Below are 17,041 nucleotides of genomic sequence, written 5' to 3' on the forward strand. Positions count from 1 at the left end.
TTAAAAGCAAATACACATGAAAAAATATATTTTGGCACTTGTAGCCGCGACCATATTCAGTTCTTGTGCAGACAAGCTGGAAATAACTCCGCCCAACAACATTACCGATGAGCAGATACAGCAATTGCTGGCTTCTGGTAACGCCGAGGCTATTAAGCTGGTGATGGGCAGTATGGCCAACGGCATGCCGCAACTGTTCAATTTTGCCGGAATTTCCGGTGTTGGTGGTGCAGACATGTATTACAGTAATCAGGGACTGGACATGATGCGCAATCTGGAAGGAAATGACATCGTATTGGGTGACGTCTCGGGTTTGTCTGCACTGGTGGGTGCCCCCGAGTATGGATTTGATAACTTTATTTCTACCTCTACCAATAAAAACGCAGTGTACTGGAACTACGCATGGAACTGTATCAACCAGGCCAATAAGATGCTCAACTTCCTGACCGATGAGATCGTCGGGACCAATGCATTTCTGATGAATTGCAAGGCGAGGGGATTGGTGGTACGGGCTTACGGTTACAACTATCTGATGGAGAACTATCAGGATGCCTATCTGCAGGGAGGAAAGGACAAGCTTGGTGTGATGCTGTATGACAGGTTTTCGCCCACGCAGGCGAATAAGCCGCGTGCAACTTCGGTTGAAACCTACGCATTTATCAAAAACGACCTTTCTGTCGCGGTTAAATTGCTGACTGATGCGGGTACCGGACACACGGCCGACGTTACAGATATTGATCTGGGTGTGGCCAACTTTATGCTCGCACGGGTTTCGGTATGGACCGGCGACTGGGCCGCTGCCGTTACAGCCTGCGACAATATTCTGAACAGTTACCCAAACCTGATGAGCCAGGCCCAGTATGGCGGTCGAAACACCGGAACTGCAACAGACCCGGTCTTTTTGCCGGAATCAAACGGTTTCCTGAACAATGCTTCCAATCCGGAAGTGATCTTGGGTTTCCCTGTCGGACAATCTAAAACCTACCACAACGCCTACACGAATCCTTTTGGTGAAGGGAACGGCGGAGTAACGCGGGTTTACAAGCGAATCGACAACAGGCTCTATGAAAAAATGGCCGCAACCGACTATCGCAAGGATAACTTTATGGCCGAAGACTTCGGAAATTACACTTATCCAAGCAATCAGACGATCGCATTCATTCCGAAATATACCAACACCAAATTCGCTGCCACGCATGGAATTGGCAGTGCCAACAAAATCGAAGTGGGAACGGTTACCTGTTATTACATGCGTACCTCGGAGGTACTGTTAATGAAGGCGGAAGCGCAGGCGCAGCTGGCTGACGAAGCAGGGGCAAAAGCGACGTTGAACAAACTGCTTGCAGCTCGTACCAAAACAGGGGCCGCTCCGCTCACTGTAGATACTTATCCTTCGATGGCCGGTCTTACAGTTCTTCAGATGGTTTATCTGCAAACCCGCATCGAACTGTGGGGAGAAGGTGGCCGGGAGTTTTACAACAACAAGCGCTGGAATATCCCTGTGGACCGAACCAGTTCACAGAACCACCTGGCTAAAATCACCTACCCGGTTGCCAAAATGACTCTGGAGATTCCCGAAGGAGAAATGCTGTATAACCCGTTGGCTGTTCAGAACTAACATCCGATGTCTGGATTGTTACAAGAATAAGGTGGGGCCTCAAGGGCTCCACCTGCCAATGCAAAAAAGCAAATTCCTGCTGTACATTCAACCTCAATGTCATCTTTTACAGCATACTGCTCAATATTTTCATGAACTCAGTCTTCCCTGGCGTGCTGCGCGAATTTCCGAATTTTAAGCTCCTTCGGTTACCGTTGAAAACCCATCTGTTCGCAGTATTTTTTTTAGTGTTTCAAAACGGCGTCAGCACCTGCCTGGCACAGGCGCCGCAGACCCGTATCAACATTCAGCTACTGGGGCCTGAACAAGGATTGCCCAGCAGGAATACACGTTGCCTGGCACAGGATGGCCGCGGTTTTATGTGGGTGGGTACGGGCCAGGACCTTTGGCGCTACGATGGGTACGCCTTTCAAAATTTCACGGAAATGCTCACCCGCTCGATAGGCAGTCGCACGCTGATCAACCAGTTACGGACCGGCCCCGCCGGCGAGATCTGGGTGGCGCATAACAATGGAGTCAGTGTTGTTGACCCGGTGCAGCTGACCTGCACAACAATTGATCCTTCCCGCCGCATCAAAGGCGTGGATTCCAAGCAATACCTTGATGTTTTTTTTGATAAGGATCAGAATGCCTGGGTGGTGATTCCGCGGGGTAAGCTGGTCAAGATCAATAAGGATCACATCCCTGTGGCGGTATACATTCCACCGGCAGCCTCTCCGCATGTTTTTTCAGCTGAAAACCTGGTTACGCGGATTTTTTATGATGATCAAAACAATGGTTATGCAGTTATTGACAATACTTTTCTGGATGAAATCGATGCGAAAGCAAAGTTTGCCCGACGGATCAATTTACTGAGTGAAGATCTCCGTGCCCGCGGCTTCAGGGTTTTCAGTGTTGTGCAGCAAGATGCGGAAGGACTGGTCGTTTACTACGAGCACAGGGGCCGTAAGAAAAGCCTGATGCGTAAATACTCCTTCGGAAAGCGAACTTTCGGCCCGCCAGCGGACATCGGTGCCCCTATGGTCCCCGATTTGATTTTCCCTGATAAAAAAGGACATATATGGTATAAATCGTCAGAAAAAATTGGGTTCATGGACCAGAAGACGGGTGGATTTACCGACCTGACAACCCGGCTGCAGCAGAGATCGGGCGCAGCTACCTATCTTTTTACAGCCTTGGTAAGCTCCGACGGCTGTTTCTGGATATCGTGTGTGGACGGTCTTTTTAAAATCACGCTCACCGGAGAAGTATTCCAGAAATACCTGAGCGTCCCACTCGAAAAACCAGGTGATATTGGCAGCAGCGTACGGGGCATTACGGAGGACAGCTCAGGCAAAATCTGGGTAGGCTCCTATGGTTTCAATGTAGCCGGTAAAACATACCTGCTCCACCAGATTGATCCGCAAAAAGGCTCCGTCAGGCATTTGATGTTGCGGCGACCTAAAAATATTCCTGGCGATGTGGTACTTCCTTACAAGCTTTTGTTTGCAAAGGACCAGATATATGCAGTGACCGATGGCACCCAATTTCTCCGGATCGATCCCGTCAGTCTGGAGTATTATCCGGTAGAGTTCCCATTTGTGAGCGGTCGCGGATTTACATCTTTTTATCAACTGAATGAGCAGACTTTCTGGTTGGGTACCTGGGGTGGAATGGGCGTTATTGATACGCGAAATCTGAAACCAGTGCTGCTCAATGACGAGGCAGGCCGGTACATTAAAAACGAAAGGGTCAATTACTTCATGCCTTGGCCCCATCATCGCATTTTGGTCAGTACGACCAATGGTTTGTATGTTTTAAATCAGGATGCCACCATTCAAGAGCATTACGGACAAGCTGCGGGAGACAAGATCCAACTTCCTGCATTGCAGATATTCCATACCGTTTGGCACGAGAATACATTGTGGGCGGCATCAGGACAAGGATTGATCCGCATTGATACCGTTCAGAAAAAAGCGCGGCTCTTTGTTGTCCAGGATGGCCTGCCCGATAACAACATCTATGCAGCTCTGCCCGACGAACGCGGAAATCTTTGGCTAAGCACCAATAAAGGAATATCGCGCTTCAATGCCCGCACGCAGAAATTCCATAACTACGGGCTGTCCGACGGGTTGCCGCACACGGAGTTCAACCACGGATCATATCTTAAATCAAAGGATGGTACCCTTTACTTTGGCGGCCTGAACGGTATCGTCGCTTTCGATCCGGCACGGCTTGATACCAGTGCCCAAAAAGAGCGCGCATTGCAGCTGATCTCATACTCCAAGTACGCCTCCGACCGCAACCGTACCGACACTGTTACAAACCATCAGTCGGGTATGGAGATCGTCTTTAAACCAGGTGACCGCCTTTTTGCATTTTCCTTCATGAGCCCCGATTATCAAAATACCGCGCTCAACCGGTTTCGATACAAACTGGAAGGGTGGGACGATGATCGCTGGCAGATGTTTGAAAACGGCAATAAATTGCTTTTGAACAGTTTGCCGGCCGGCAAGTACCAGCTCAGGGTGCAGGTTTCTGTGGCTGGCGCGGACTGGGGTTCGCAGGAATGGCGGGCCGCTGTGAGAGTACTGGCGCCCTGGTACAAATCTCCCTGGTTTTTTATCCTCTGCACACTGGGGATCGGCATCATGTTCTACCTGTTCTACCGTTACCGGCTCAGGCAAGTCCTGCATATCCAGCAGATACGGAACGGCATCAGCGCTGATATGCACGATGAGATCGGCAGCACGCTCAGCAGTATTACCTTTTACAGCCAGGCTCTGTTGATGCAGATCGATAAAGTCGAACATCAGCAGGTGGTCCGGAAGATAAAAGACAATGCCCAGCAAGTGCAGGAAGGGCTCAGCGACATTATCTGGAGTGTAGAAGCCGGTAGTGACGAGATCGAAGATGTGTTTGCCCGCATGTTCCGCTTTGGCAGTGGCTTGGCAGAGTCCCGGAGCATTGCTTTTCATTTTGAAACAGATCCGCGGCTTCAAAACACAAAGCTGGACATGCAGACGCGTAAAAACCTTTACCTGATCTTTAAAGAAGCCATGAACAACGCGGCCAAATACGCCGAATGCAATGTTTTGCGTGTGCATATAAACTATGAAGGAGGCCATGTACAAATGGTTATCACAGATAATGGCAGGGGATTTGATCCGCTTTTTGTCAAAAAGGGCAATGGGCTTACCAACATGCAGCAGCGTGCCACCCAGATGCACGGTCAGCTCACGATCCGGTCCCGGGCAACGGAGGGTACGGTGGTCACATTGATTTTCAAAACATAATGAGTATGGCAAATATTTGCTATGTATTACTTTCTGCCAAGTCGTTAATTTTACTGTATGGCATTCAGGATCATTATTTTTGACGACAATCAGGAAAGGCTCAACAGCGTGGCAATGCTGCTGAACCTTTCTGCTGATTTTACTTGTACAGGCACTTTTCACAATGCAAAAAACGTGGTCAACGATATTTCAGGCTCAAAGCCCGACCTCGTCCTCATGGACATTGAAATGCCAGGTATCAACGGCATTGATGCAACCAGGCTCGTGCGAAAGCACTTTGGCGCTTTACCTGTGCTGATCCAGACGAATTTCGAGGAAGACGAGCGTATATTCGACAGCCTGCGTGCGGGTGCCAACGGATACCTCCTGAAAAAGACAAGTCCTGAGCGGTTTCTGGAAAGCTTGAAGGAAGCGCTCGAAGGCGGAGCGCCTATAACGGGTAGCATTGCTGCCAAGGTGCTGCGGTACTTTTCTGCTGAAAATCAGGAAAAAAAAGATTACCATCTCACCGACCGCGAAAAGCACATTCTTGGATTTTTGGTGAAAGGTTACAGTTACAAACTGATCGCAGCTGAATGCGGTATTTCCTACAACACGGTCAACAACCACATCCGGAATATCTACGACAAGCTTTACGTAAATAGCGCTACCGAGGCTGTCAGTCTTGCAATTAAGGAAAGGCTGGTATAAAAGGCCAGACCGGGGAACTGATGCACATGCTCGTTCGGCCCGTTTTCGTGACGCATTGTCCAGCCAAACTCATCAGATTTTAAGAAATTCGACCCTGCGGTTTTTGGCCTTGCCAACCGGCGTGTCATTTTTATCCGGGGGCTCGCTTTTTGGGTTTTCGCGGCATTCTTATCCTGTTACGGGTGAAGAATGAGCTTGGTTATGACAAAATTCCCCGGAATGCAGTTGTTGGTGACGGATTTCGCAGGATGCTGTGCGCTCTGCTACCGGGGTACCATGGGCAAATCCTGTATTATAAATGAGCAATCTATCATTAATTTATAGGACTTCGTTGTTGTAAGTTTGCATTATTCTTGGGGGTGTCCGTAGCATTCGGATGGGTCCCTCAGGCGACCTGTTATTACCGAAATTATTTAGCTTAAATGAACGCTTTACACGTCAGATATTGGATTCTTGCTACTGTTGTCATTGGCATTTCTATTGTATTCTGGACGAGGATCCCGTCAGGGAAAAAGTCTTCAGGAAATGATATTTCTTATAGCTTCCAGATACGGCCGGTTCTTTCAGACAAATGTTTTGCATGTCATGGTCCCGATGCGAATAAGCGCGAAGCGGGACTCAGGCTCGATGTGGCTGAAAATGCATATGCAAAACTAAAAGATGGAAAAGGGTTTGCAATCGTTCCGGGAAACCCTGAAGCTTCCGAAGTGTACCGGAGAATTACCTCGGTAGATCCTGAATACCAGATGCCCACCCCGGAATCACATCTGGGGCTTTTAAATGAAAATGAGATTGACCTCATCAAGAACTGGATTGCGCAGGGTGCCAGATATGAACAACATTGGGCCTTTTCGGTTCCTAAACAAAGTCCGCTGCCGGAGGTGAGCAACCAGTCCTGGACAAAAAACGAGATCGACTACTTCGTGCTCGCTAAAATGGACGGGTTGGGACTGGAACCCAATGAGGTGGCCAGCAAAGAACAATTACTGAAAAGAGTGTCGATTGACCTGACCGGCCTGGTCCCTTCCCTGGATCTTCAGCGAAGATTTATGAATGATAAATCGGAAGGAGCCTATGAGAAAATAGTCGATGAGCTGATCTCTCAGAAAGCCTACGGAGAAAAAATGGCAATCCACTGGCTTGATGTCGCGCGATTTGCTGATTCTTATGGTTATCAGAATGACGATGCAAGGACCCAATGGGCCTGGCGGGACTGGGTTATTCACGCTTTTAACCGAAATATGTCTTATGACCAGTTTCTGGTCTGGCAACTCGCCGGTGACATGCTGCCCAATGCCAGTAAAGAGCAGATCCTGGCCACTGCGTTTTTAAGAAACCACAAGATCACAGAAGAAGACGGTGTTATCCCCGAGGAATACCGGGTAGAATATCACCTTGATAAAACCAGAACATTCAGTTCAGGTCTCCTCGGGCTGACCGTGGAATGTGCACAGTGCCACGATCATAAATACGATCCGGTATCCCAGGAAGATTATTACAGACTGTTTGCTTTTTTCAACACCTCCAAGGAAAAAGGATTTGACGGTAGTGCGGGAAGCGGTCCTGCCAAAACCCCCGTCCTGACCATTTCCAGCGCCGAGGTAAAAAATCTGCTCACGTTCATCAATAGCAAAGACACAAGCCGCATTACGGTTTCAGTGATGGGTGAAGATGAGACGCTGCGCCCGACCCATATTCTTAACCGTGGCGTTTACGACGCCCCCGGAAAGGTCGTGACAGCCAGTGCATTGCCTGCAGTCATGAAATTTGACTCTTCAAAATATTCGCAGGACCGGCTGGGACTGGCAAAATGGACTGTAAGCAAAGAAAATCCGCTCACTGCCCGTGTGTTTGTCAACCAGATCTGGCAGGAGATATTTGGAAGAGGGTTAGTAAAAAGTACCGGCGATTTCGGAATGCAAGGTGACTTGCCCACACATCCTGAACTTTTGGACTGGCTTGCTGTCGATTTTATGAAGCATGGATGGGACGTCAAAAGGCTGGTGAAACAAATGGTCACCTCGGCGACCTACCGGCAGTCTTCCAAGCTGAGCGGGGAGAAGAAAGAAAAAGACCCTGAAAATATATACTTATCCAGAGGTTCCCGATATCGGGTTCCCGCCGAATCGATACGTGATATCGTTTTGTCAACCAGTGGCTTGCTGAACCCTGAGATAGGCGGCCCGAGTGTCAAACCTTATCAGCCCAAAGGAATATGGGAGGCGACCACCGCCAACCGCGGCAGCCTGGCCCGGTATATCCAGGACAAGGGCGGGGACTTGTACCGAAGAGGCCTTTACACGTTTATCAAACTGACACTTCCGCCGCCGTCCATGCTCATTTTTGACGCCAGCAACAGGGACCATTGTGAAGTGAAGCGGCAAAAGACGAATACGCCCCTACAGGCGCTTGTGATGCTGAATGATCCCACTGTGCTGGAAGCTTCCCGCGTGCTCGCTGAGCGGATGAGCACGGGAAAAGTATCCGTTGACGACAAAATTGAGGAGCTGTTCCAGCGTATCGTCTGCCGTAAGCCGACTGAGGGAGAGATGCAGGTATTGGTAGCTTATTACAATGAAGAATTAGCCACATTCTCGAAGGATACCCGTAAAGCGAAAACAGTATTGAATGTTGGGGACCGCACGCATGAGAAACGACTGGATGTGAGCAGGGCAGCGGCTCTGATGCGCGTGATCAGTGCGATTTACAATATGGAAGAAACGATCACCAAGAGCTGAACATAAGCTGCATGGAGATCAAACAGTTAAATGATTAAAACACTATGGAAAAGCCGATTTTTGATTTTGGGATGAACGCCAACCGGAGGCATTTTTTATCGAAACTTAGTCTCGGTTTGGGCAGTGCAGCACTAGGGTCATTGCTTATTCCCGATATCTTTAAGTCTGGTGCGGAAAACAGCGTCAATGACATCGTATCGGGTTTGCCGCACTTCGCGCCCAAGGCAAAGCGCGTCATTTATCTTTTTCAAAACGGGGCTCCTTCCCAATTTGAGCTTTTTGACCACAAGCCGCTGCTTAATAAAATGTTTGGGGAGGATTTGCCGGAATCCGTCCGGGGCGGGCAAAGGCTTACGGGTATGACGTCGAACCAGACCCGCTTTCCTCTTGCAGGATCTGTGTTCAATTTTGCCCGGCATGGTAACTCTGGCACCTGGATCAGCGAACTGCTTCCGCATACCGCGCGGATCGTGGATGATATCTGCATTATCAAATCGATGAAGACCGACGCCATAAACCATGATCCGGCCCTTACCTTTTTTCAAACCGGTGCGCAGGTAGGCAACCGGCCAAGTATGGGGTCGTGGCTGAGTTATGGCTTAGGTAGTGAAAATCAGAATTTGCCTGGCTTCTGCGTCCTGCTTTCCAGGGGCAAAGGAAATGGGCAGGGGGTTTATTCCAAACTATGGACCAACGGTTTTCTTGACTCAGTACACCAGGGGGTGCAATTCAGCAGCGGGGAGAACCCGGTATTGTACCTGGGTGACCCGGAGGGAATGGACCGGTCTGAGCGTCGGAGAATGCTCGATAAGCTGGCGGCGCTCAACCAGAGCACCTTCAACGAATTCGGGGATCCCGAGGTCACCGCAAAAATCCAGCAATACGAAATGGCATACCGGATGCAGACAGCTGTGCCCGAAATTACGGACATGAGCAAGGAACCGGAATCGATCGTGAAAATGTACGGGCCAGAATGTCTTGTGCCGGGAACTTACGCTGCCAATTGTCTTTTGGCCAGAAAGTTATCGGAGCAGGGAGTGCGATTTGTTCAGCTTTATCACCAGGGTTGGGATGGACATGCCGGGTTGCCGAAAGAAATCAGCGGGCAATGCAAAGATGTCGATCAGGCATCAGCCGCATTGATAACCGACTTGAAACAAAGGGGCTTGTTGGATGAAACCCTGGTAATCTGGGGAGGAGAATTTGGCAGGACAAACTTTTGCCAGGGTACATTTACGAAAGACAATTACGGCAGGGACCATCATCCGAGGGCATTCACAATATGGATGGCCGGAGGCGGGATAAAGCCGGGGCTTGTTTACGGCGAAACGGATGACTTTGGATACAATATTGTAAAGGACCCGGTCCATGTCCACGATTTGCACGCCACCATTCTGAATCAGCTCGGGCTTGATCATGAAAAGCTTGTTTTCAAGCATCAGGGACGCCGGTACAGGCTGACTGACGTGGCGGGAAGTTTGGTGAAAGGGATTATCGCTTAATTGTTACAAGATCGTGCGTCACTACTTATCTGACTGGAAGGCCATCATCTACAACCTGGCCTTTTTCCTGAATGGTTTACTTATTTTTTTACTGGTTTTTGAGAGCCGGTTTGACGTTCCGGGTTGGATGTTTCCGCTCGGACGGCTGCATCCGGTTGTATTGCATTTTCCACTTGTTGCCCTGCTGATCTACGGATGCTGGACGATTATCGTTGAAAAACAAGGTTCGGCCCGCTGGAATGCAGACCTGGCCGGCATTTTATTGTTGCTGGGGACTTTCACAGCTACAATTGCTGCATTCTCCGGATTTATCTTGTCAAAAGAAGACAGTGAGGTTTCTTCAACGCTGCTGTGGCACAAGTATCTTGGCGTAGGCATTTCCATCGGGAGCGTTGCCTGGTATGGGCTTGCCCGTTACCTTTCGCCCTGGAAGATACCTGCCAAATCTGTTTCGTTCTTATTTATCGTGTTGCTGTTGGCGGCGGGCCACCTGGGTGGGAATCTCACGCATGGAGAAGATTTTCTGATCATTCCATCAAATTTCTCGGAAGAAACGGCTGGCAAAGTGTCCTTCGAAGAGGCGCAAGTTTATGAAAATCTTATCCGGCCGGTTTTGCAGCAGAAATGCTACTCCTGCCACAATGCGGACAAGTCGAAAGGAGGGCTGCAAATGCATACTGCGGAGCTGCTGCTGAAAGGTGGCAAAAGCGGAATGCTCTGGGATACAACTCAAAAAGACCTGGGACTTCTGCTCGGCCGGGTTCACTTGCCGCTGGACGATAAAAAACACATGCCTCCGAGGGGTAAGGTGCAGCTCACAGCAGAGGAAGTGGTGTTAATTGCTGAATGGGTGAGGGCAGGTTCGGATTTCAAACAGAAGGTACGTACGCTGTCGCCGCAAAACCCGGTATACAGCTATGCGAAAAACACCCTTGGCGGACACCGCGTTGGTGACATTTACACTTTTGAAGCCGCCGACGCCGAAGAGGTCAGAGCATTGAATACCAATTACCGGGTCGTGAAGCCCTATGCTCCGGAGTCCCCGGCCTTGTTTGTAAATTTTTATAACAAAACAGCATTTAAAAGCAGTGAAATCAGCGATTTGCTGCCTCTCAAAGGGCAGATCGTATCCATGGATTTCAGCAAAATGCCTGTCAAAGACGAGGATTTGAAAATCATTTCGCAATTCACAGAGCTACGAAAACTACTCCTTAATTTCACAGAGATACAAGGCAAAACGCTTCCTGAGCTTAAAAAGTTACCTAATCTCAAGGAACTGGCGCTGAGCGGAACGGCCGTTCAAATTTCCCAAATTAAAGCCCTTGAAAGTTTTCCCTCCCTTACAAAAGTGTACCTGTGGAGTACCGCGTTGACAACAGAAGAGCAACAGACCCTGGTGAATAAAAAAATCCGCTTCGAGACAGGGTTCCGGAGCGATACCGTGATCATAGCGCTCAACCCACCGGTTATTGAAAACGAACAGCAAATCGTGATGGGGAGTACCGGCGTGAAGTTGAACCATCAGATACCCGGTACTGAAATCCGGTACACGCTCGATGGAACATGGCCCGACAGCAGCAAAGCGCTGATTTATTCGCAGCCGATCCCGATCACTAAAAACACCACCATCAAGGCGCGTGCTTTTAAGGCTGGCTGGTACGGGAGCGCACCAGTAGATAAAATGTTTATCAAAGCAACCTATCATATCGACAGTGTAAGACTGATCCTGCCTCCTGATACGAAGTACAAGGGAAAAGGGCCAGCAAGCCTGACCGACGGAATTAAAAGTTCGACTGAAACCGGCAGTGGCAACTGGCTGGGGTATCGGGATACAAATTTTGAATCGCTATTCTTTTTTGATAAGCCTGCAAAGGTAGGATCATTGACAATAAGCACATTGTGCAATGTAGGCGGGTCTGTATTTCCGCCGGCTCATGTTGAAGTTTGGGGTGGCAGCGATGAGCATTCGCTTCAACTCCTGAAAACCATCAAACCTTTGCTGCCCGGTAAAATGATCGAGGGAAGCAGGGAGCTGCTGATTGATGCAAATTTTGACCCGCAACTATTGAGTTGTCTGAAGATCATTGCCAGGCCGCTTTCGAAGCTTCCCTCATGGCATCCGGCAAAAGGAAAAAAGGCCTGGGTCTTTTTGGATGAAGTGATTGTCAATTAAACAACAAAGGATGTCAGGATCACTTACACAGGGAGAGAGACCCGGTCTCAAAGAAGGGAATTTACAAAGCTATCACGCGGAGGCTTTTGAAAGAGATTACAAAAGCGGCTTCGTACTGCTTTTCAAAACTTACTATGCTCCTCTTTGCAGCCATGCCATGAGATTGGTGCATTCCCGTCAGGTCGCTGAGGAGTTGGTTAGTGAAGTATTTTATCAGTTTTACATTACCCAGGCCCATAAAAGCATTACTTCTTCCTACTGCAGCTATCTGTTTGGCTCGGTGCGAACCGGGTGCCATGCCTACATGCGGCAGAAATTTTACGTAGCAGAGGAATTTTCGTAGCCCGGCTTGATCAGCAGCAGCATGTATATACCGCAACCGATAAAAAAAGTGGAAAATGTCAATGCCCCTCCGATGAACTTATGCACCGCAAACGTATCGATTTTATAATATCTTGCTCCCGGCATTTTTCCAATTTCCTTCACATCCTTTACCGTCACCATTTTACTCTCAAAGGTGGAAAGGTACGCCTGTGAGATTGCAAGCATTCCAAAAAGGGTAAAATAGCCGATCAGCTGCAATTGCATCACCATCTCCTTCGGTTTTTTACTAAAAGTCAGCCGTTCGAATTTCATCCAGAACCAAATGGGCGCAAAGGCAATAAATGCAGGAATGTATATCTCCCACATTTCCTCATTCATTTCGAGGGCCTGGTATTTTCTCGAAAAGAAACACCACCTTACCACACCGAGCACGAGCACAGAGCCCCAGGCTACGACTGCGAACAGGGGCAAAACAGATTTTATTTTTAAAAAGTATGGGTTGGCAGCAGGCATCCGGTTTCAATTCGTACAGCTCATGTTTTATAAGTATTTCGAAAGTTACTTATTATGAAGAACGGAAGAAATACTTCATGAAGATTTGACAAGGCAGACATGCGCCTCTGCCCAGGCGACACGCCGCCCGTCTCCCTGTCAACATCAGAAAAACCCTCAGGGAATACTCCGGATATTATATATATGTTAAGCGACAGCCTTGCTTTTGCAATGGCATAGACCCGTTTTCATCGATATGCTATCGAATTTGCCTGGATTCTGAGAAAGAGGCATTTCTACTTAACAATAAATTAATTTCAAACAATTGGCTACTACACCGGAAAATGTTTAGTATTGTTTAATTTTAAGAATTCCAGTAACCCTTTATCGTGTCAGACAGGCATTTCCTGTCAAATTTGTCCAATATTTATAAACAATTATGGTCGATTAAAATCTATTTGCTTGGCAGAACTTCTAAAACAAGGATCATGAAACTACTCCCTAAACACTTTTGCAAATTTGCAGGTGTTTTTCTTGCCTCATCGATCGGGATGAGCCAGGTGCATTCCCAGGACGTACTGGTGATGGATAGCCTGGCCACTTCAAGTCGGAGCGGGATCGAAAACAGTCTGCTGGGAACAGTAGCCGGATTAAGAGTGAAGAGCTGGACCGGTACATCCGGAATCCAGTCGATCATCAATCTTCGAGGCTTAAGTCTGGACCCCACCAATGATTCAGCTTTACCGCTCATTCTGATCAACGGAGTACCCGTGATCACCAACCCTTCCAGTGTCACGGGAATCAATCCGCTGAGCTACTATTCGCCGGAACAGATTGAGCGTGTTGAAATTATCAAATCCATTGACAGGCTGGCAGCCTATGGTGTACAAGCACCCAATGGCGCTATCAACCTGATCATGAAAGGGGGGAGGACCGGCCCGCTGCATTTGAGGGCATCGGCCTCAGCGGGGGTAAATGTCCTGAACGACTTTGATTACCGGAAAGATGCTTTCTATGATTTCAATACCATCGCGCGGCGTAAAACGCTGGGCAGCGGTTCTATCGTGCATGAACAAAACGTGCTGGTAGATGGTGGAGGAGATTACGGTTCTTATTTGTTTGGATTGAACAATTATTCGGACGAAGGGTTACTGAAATCCACGAAGTTTGGCAGGCAATCCTTATTTCTCAATGCCAAATACCACATTACCCCGAAATTTACAGCACACTTTTACAATAACCTGGCCCTGACGAATAGGGACAGCCGGTATGCAGGAGAGTACAATCGCGACCTTCCTCTTCCGGTTATCGGCGATGAGACCTTCTTTATGGATAAAAAGCGGAATATCGCGTTTCTTTCATCGGTTGGCCTCGGGTATCAGCTCACACCCGGCCTCAGTATCAACTCGGTGGCGGGAATATCCTACGAAGGGGCGAGCAGGGACCTGTATATTCCTTCCAATATCCTTAAAGGGAGTATTTATGCGTCGAGCGAGGCTTACAGGCGCCAGCTTATCACGATCAATAGTTCTGTAAATTACCTCCACAGCTTTTCCGACGATTGGAAAATGGATGTGAAAGTAGGCCACGAACTCCGGGCCACCGACAACAGGCTTACTTCGGTAGACGGGGCACGCAGCCTGGAAAGCGGGGGGTCGAACTACGTGAAAGTAGTTACCGGCTACAATGCCAGCCAGACAGACGCCCTTTCTGACCATGATGTGGAGCAGCTGATCGGTTTTTACGGAATAGGGAAGTGGAGCTACCGCGATGATCTGAAACTGGATATCGTGCTACGAACTGACGGCAGCTCGCTCTACGAAAAGAAGTGGGCATTTTACCCGGCAATTGGTCTCGTATATAGCTTAGCGAACACACTTAAATTGCCGTTGTCGGTCAACCTCTCGGTTGGGAAAATGGGCATGCTGAACCGGCCGCAGGCATACAATGGTGAGCTGGTTGCGAAAGGCGATTATTATAATGGCAATATTTTGGGTGTGGGTCAATTGTATCCCGCCTTCCGGGATGCTAAAAGTGTGGATGTGCTCCAGATAGATGCCGGACTTTCTTTCCGGATCAAGCCATCTATTACACTATCGGTTAATTATTTCAACAAGACATACAGCGATTTTATTTACAGACGCTATACGTCCAACATTCAGGGATTTGACTATCAGTACGAAACAGGCGGAAAGCTTGGTCTTTCCGGATTTGAGTTCACGCTGAACAGTTCCTGGATCCATACCGATCATTTCACCTGGACGAGCAACCTGAACCTGGCTGCTTACAACAACAAGGTGAAGGAACTTCCCGGCGATATCCTCAACACGAGTATCTCGCATTTAAGAGGACTCTCCAAGGGCGATCCTGTCACATCTGTTGTTGCCTACGAAGGTAGCCAGCAGAAAGTGATCGGAAATACCGAAGCGAAGCTGTTTGGCGGTTTCAGCAATACATTGCGCCTGAGGAACCTTTCACTGGCCTTTACTTTGTCTTACGCCTCAAAAGCCGATGTAGTTACGGAATCATTTGACAGCCGCTATAATGTAAATGCAGCAGGAAGCGAATTCCCGCTGAAAAGCGCGGAAACCCCATACTACTTCATCCAGGGTACTGATCGCCAGCCGGTTTACCAGGGGATACGCACGATCGAGCCCGGTAGTTTTATCCGTCTCAACAGAGTGGTGCTGACCTATCATCTGGGAGCACTTGTAAAGAAATTCCCAAGCGTGGAGGACGTACAGCTGTTTTTAAAGGGTGAAAATCTGCTAACCTTATCCAGATACAGCGGCATCAATCCGGAAGAGAATATAGGAGGTATACGGAGAGCTGATCTCAGCAATACCGGAACGCCGCTGCCTGCTGTTTTTTCACTCGGTTTCAAAATTGCATTTTAAATAATGGCCATCATGAACATAAAGATTTACTCAAAACTCTGCCGTCTGATACCCATTGTTGTCCTATTGCTTTCTTCCTGCTCTGATTTCCTGACGGTCACTCCTGATAACAGAACAGAAGAAGAAGGATACTACGATTCTCCGCAAAGGGTGGAACAGGCGGTTACAGGTGTTTATACCGATCTCAGAAGAGCCCTGCTGCACAACTATTCCTGGCTTATGTACGGAGAGGCGCGGGCGGGCGATCTGGTCGTCGATGTTGATTATCTGTCGTACGTAACAGCTCAAAACCTCAAAGCCAACCAGTATGATCTGGTGCAGCTGACCGACTGGGGATATTTTTACGATGTTATTAAAAGCGCCAACGATGTGCTGGATATCGTCGGTAAATCGGACGACGAAGTACTTTCGGAATACCAGCGCAACTTGTATAAAGGAGAGGCACTCGCACTTAAATCCACGGCCTATTTCTACCTGACCCGGATCTGGGGGGATATCCCTTCTGCCGAAGCAGCCGATTTTGGTCAGAAAATAACCGGCGCCGCGGTTATTGAACGGGCGGTGGCGTATGCCGCCGAAGCCCGCGGATTGCTGCCCTGGGTATTGCTCAACAACGATGGCATTGAAAGCGCTTCGCTGACGGCCATCCGGTTCAACAAAACAGCTGCTACTTTGTTGCTGGCTCAGGAAGAACTATGGAGAGGAAAGGGTGCGGAAGCTTTAACCGCTTTGCAGGGACTTTCAGCAGACGGCGCAAGTTTGTCAGGACTCGGTTTGTCGCTGGGCAAAGACAGGCGTACCGAAATACCGACGCTTCCACTGAGCGCCGCGATGGTCAGTATGCCGCTTGCCCGGCTCAATGCGATTTATCCCGAGGGCGACCAGCGCCGTGCCGCTTTGTTCACCATTTCTGCTACCCAGGCTACATTGATCGTGCGGGACCAGACCATGCTTGAATTGCTGAAATTAAGCGAAATCAACCTGCTTCAGGCCGAAGCCGCCTGGCGTTCGGGCAAACTGACCGAGGCGCGCCAATTTCTGATCACTGCCGCCCAGGGAGCTACCGAGGATTATACGGGATTGACGGAGCAAACATTTGCCGATGCGCTGCTGCTGGAACGTCAAAGACTGCTTGTAGGAACAGGGCAGCGATTTTTTGACCTGGTCCGGTTCGGTAAGGTTACCCGCTTTATCCCTGCTCTCAGTGAAGCTGCGGTACAGAACGGAGCTGCATACTGGCCCTTGTCTGCAAGAAGTATCAGCGGTAATTCGCTGAGCCAGAATAGTTATTGGGCAAATTAACGATAGCGTTGACGTTCTAAAACAAAATCC

The 17,041-nt window shown here is 48.9% G+C and carries 10 protein-coding genes; 9 read left to right on the forward strand and 1 reads right to left on the reverse strand.

The window, feature by feature from the left end:
* The first annotated feature begins 16 nt into the window (after positions 1–16).
* The 7 genes from FBF61_RS15060 to FBF61_RS15090 all read left to right on the forward strand — a co-directional run bounded on the left by FBF61_RS15060 (position 17) and on the right by FBF61_RS15090 (position 12,339).
* The gene (locus FBF61_RS15060; protein ID WP_138478579.1) at positions 17–1,618 is read left to right on the forward strand and encodes a RagB/SusD family nutrient uptake outer membrane protein; all 1,602 of its coding nucleotides are present in this window, start codon (positions 17–19) and stop codon (positions 1,616–1,618) included.
* 131 nt (positions 1,619–1,749) lie between these two features.
* Positions 1,750–4,893, forward strand: a complete 3,144-nt coding sequence (locus FBF61_RS15065; RefSeq protein ID WP_138478581.1) for a sensor histidine kinase — start codon at positions 1,750–1,752, stop codon at positions 4,891–4,893.
* Between the two features lie 57 nt (positions 4,894–4,950).
* Positions 4,951–5,583 carry a response regulator gene (locus FBF61_RS15070; RefSeq protein WP_138478584.1) on the forward strand — a complete coding sequence of 211 codons (633 nt, stop codon included), beginning with the start codon at positions 4,951–4,953 and terminating at the stop codon, positions 5,581–5,583.
* Between the two features lie 422 nt (positions 5,584–6,005).
* Positions 6,006–8,321 (forward strand): PSD1 and planctomycete cytochrome C domain-containing protein, encoded by a 2,316-nt coding sequence (locus tag FBF61_RS15075; RefSeq protein WP_138478586.1) that lies wholly within the window; start codon positions 6,006–6,008, stop codon positions 8,319–8,321.
* 44 nt (positions 8,322–8,365) lie between these two features.
* Positions 8,366–9,823 carry a DUF1501 domain-containing protein gene (locus FBF61_RS15080; protein WP_138478588.1) on the forward strand — a complete coding sequence of 486 codons (1,458 nt, stop codon included), beginning with the start codon at positions 8,366–8,368 and terminating at the stop codon, positions 9,821–9,823.
* A 13-nt stretch (positions 9,824–9,836) separates the two neighbouring features.
* Entirely contained in the window at positions 9,837–11,996 is a 2,160-nt protein-coding gene (locus FBF61_RS15085; RefSeq protein WP_138478590.1) for an FN3 associated domain-containing protein, read from the forward strand.
* Positions 11,997–12,006: 10 nt separating this feature from the next.
* Positions 12,007–12,339 (forward strand): sigma-70 family RNA polymerase sigma factor, encoded by a 333-nt coding sequence (locus FBF61_RS15090; protein ID WP_138478592.1) that lies wholly within the window; start codon positions 12,007–12,009, stop codon positions 12,337–12,339.
* Here the strand turns inward: FBF61_RS15090 and FBF61_RS15095 are convergent.
* Positions 12,315–12,791, reverse strand: a complete 477-nt coding sequence (locus FBF61_RS15095; RefSeq protein WP_138478594.1) for a hypothetical protein — start codon at positions 12,789–12,791, stop codon at positions 12,315–12,317. The genes FBF61_RS15090 and FBF61_RS15095 overlap by 25 nt on opposite strands.
* A 509-nt stretch (positions 12,792–13,300) precedes the next feature.
* On the opposite strand from FBF61_RS15095, the gene FBF61_RS15100 reads away from it, so the two are divergent.
* Positions 13,301–15,709: a TonB-dependent receptor plug domain-containing protein gene (locus tag FBF61_RS15100; protein WP_138478596.1), complete on the forward strand. Its 2,409-nt coding sequence runs from the start codon at positions 13,301–13,303 to the stop codon at positions 15,707–15,709.
* Between the two features lie 12 nt (positions 15,710–15,721).
* Entirely contained in the window at positions 15,722–17,011 is a 1,290-nt protein-coding gene (locus FBF61_RS15105; RefSeq protein ID WP_166444537.1) for a RagB/SusD family nutrient uptake outer membrane protein, read from the forward strand.
* The last annotated feature ends 30 nt before the right edge of the window (positions 17,012–17,041 follow it).

Origin of the sequence: Dyadobacter bucti (assembly GCF_005869225.1) — a bacterium.
Lineage (GTDB): Bacteria > Bacteroidota > Bacteroidia > Cytophagales > Spirosomataceae > Dyadobacter > Dyadobacter bucti.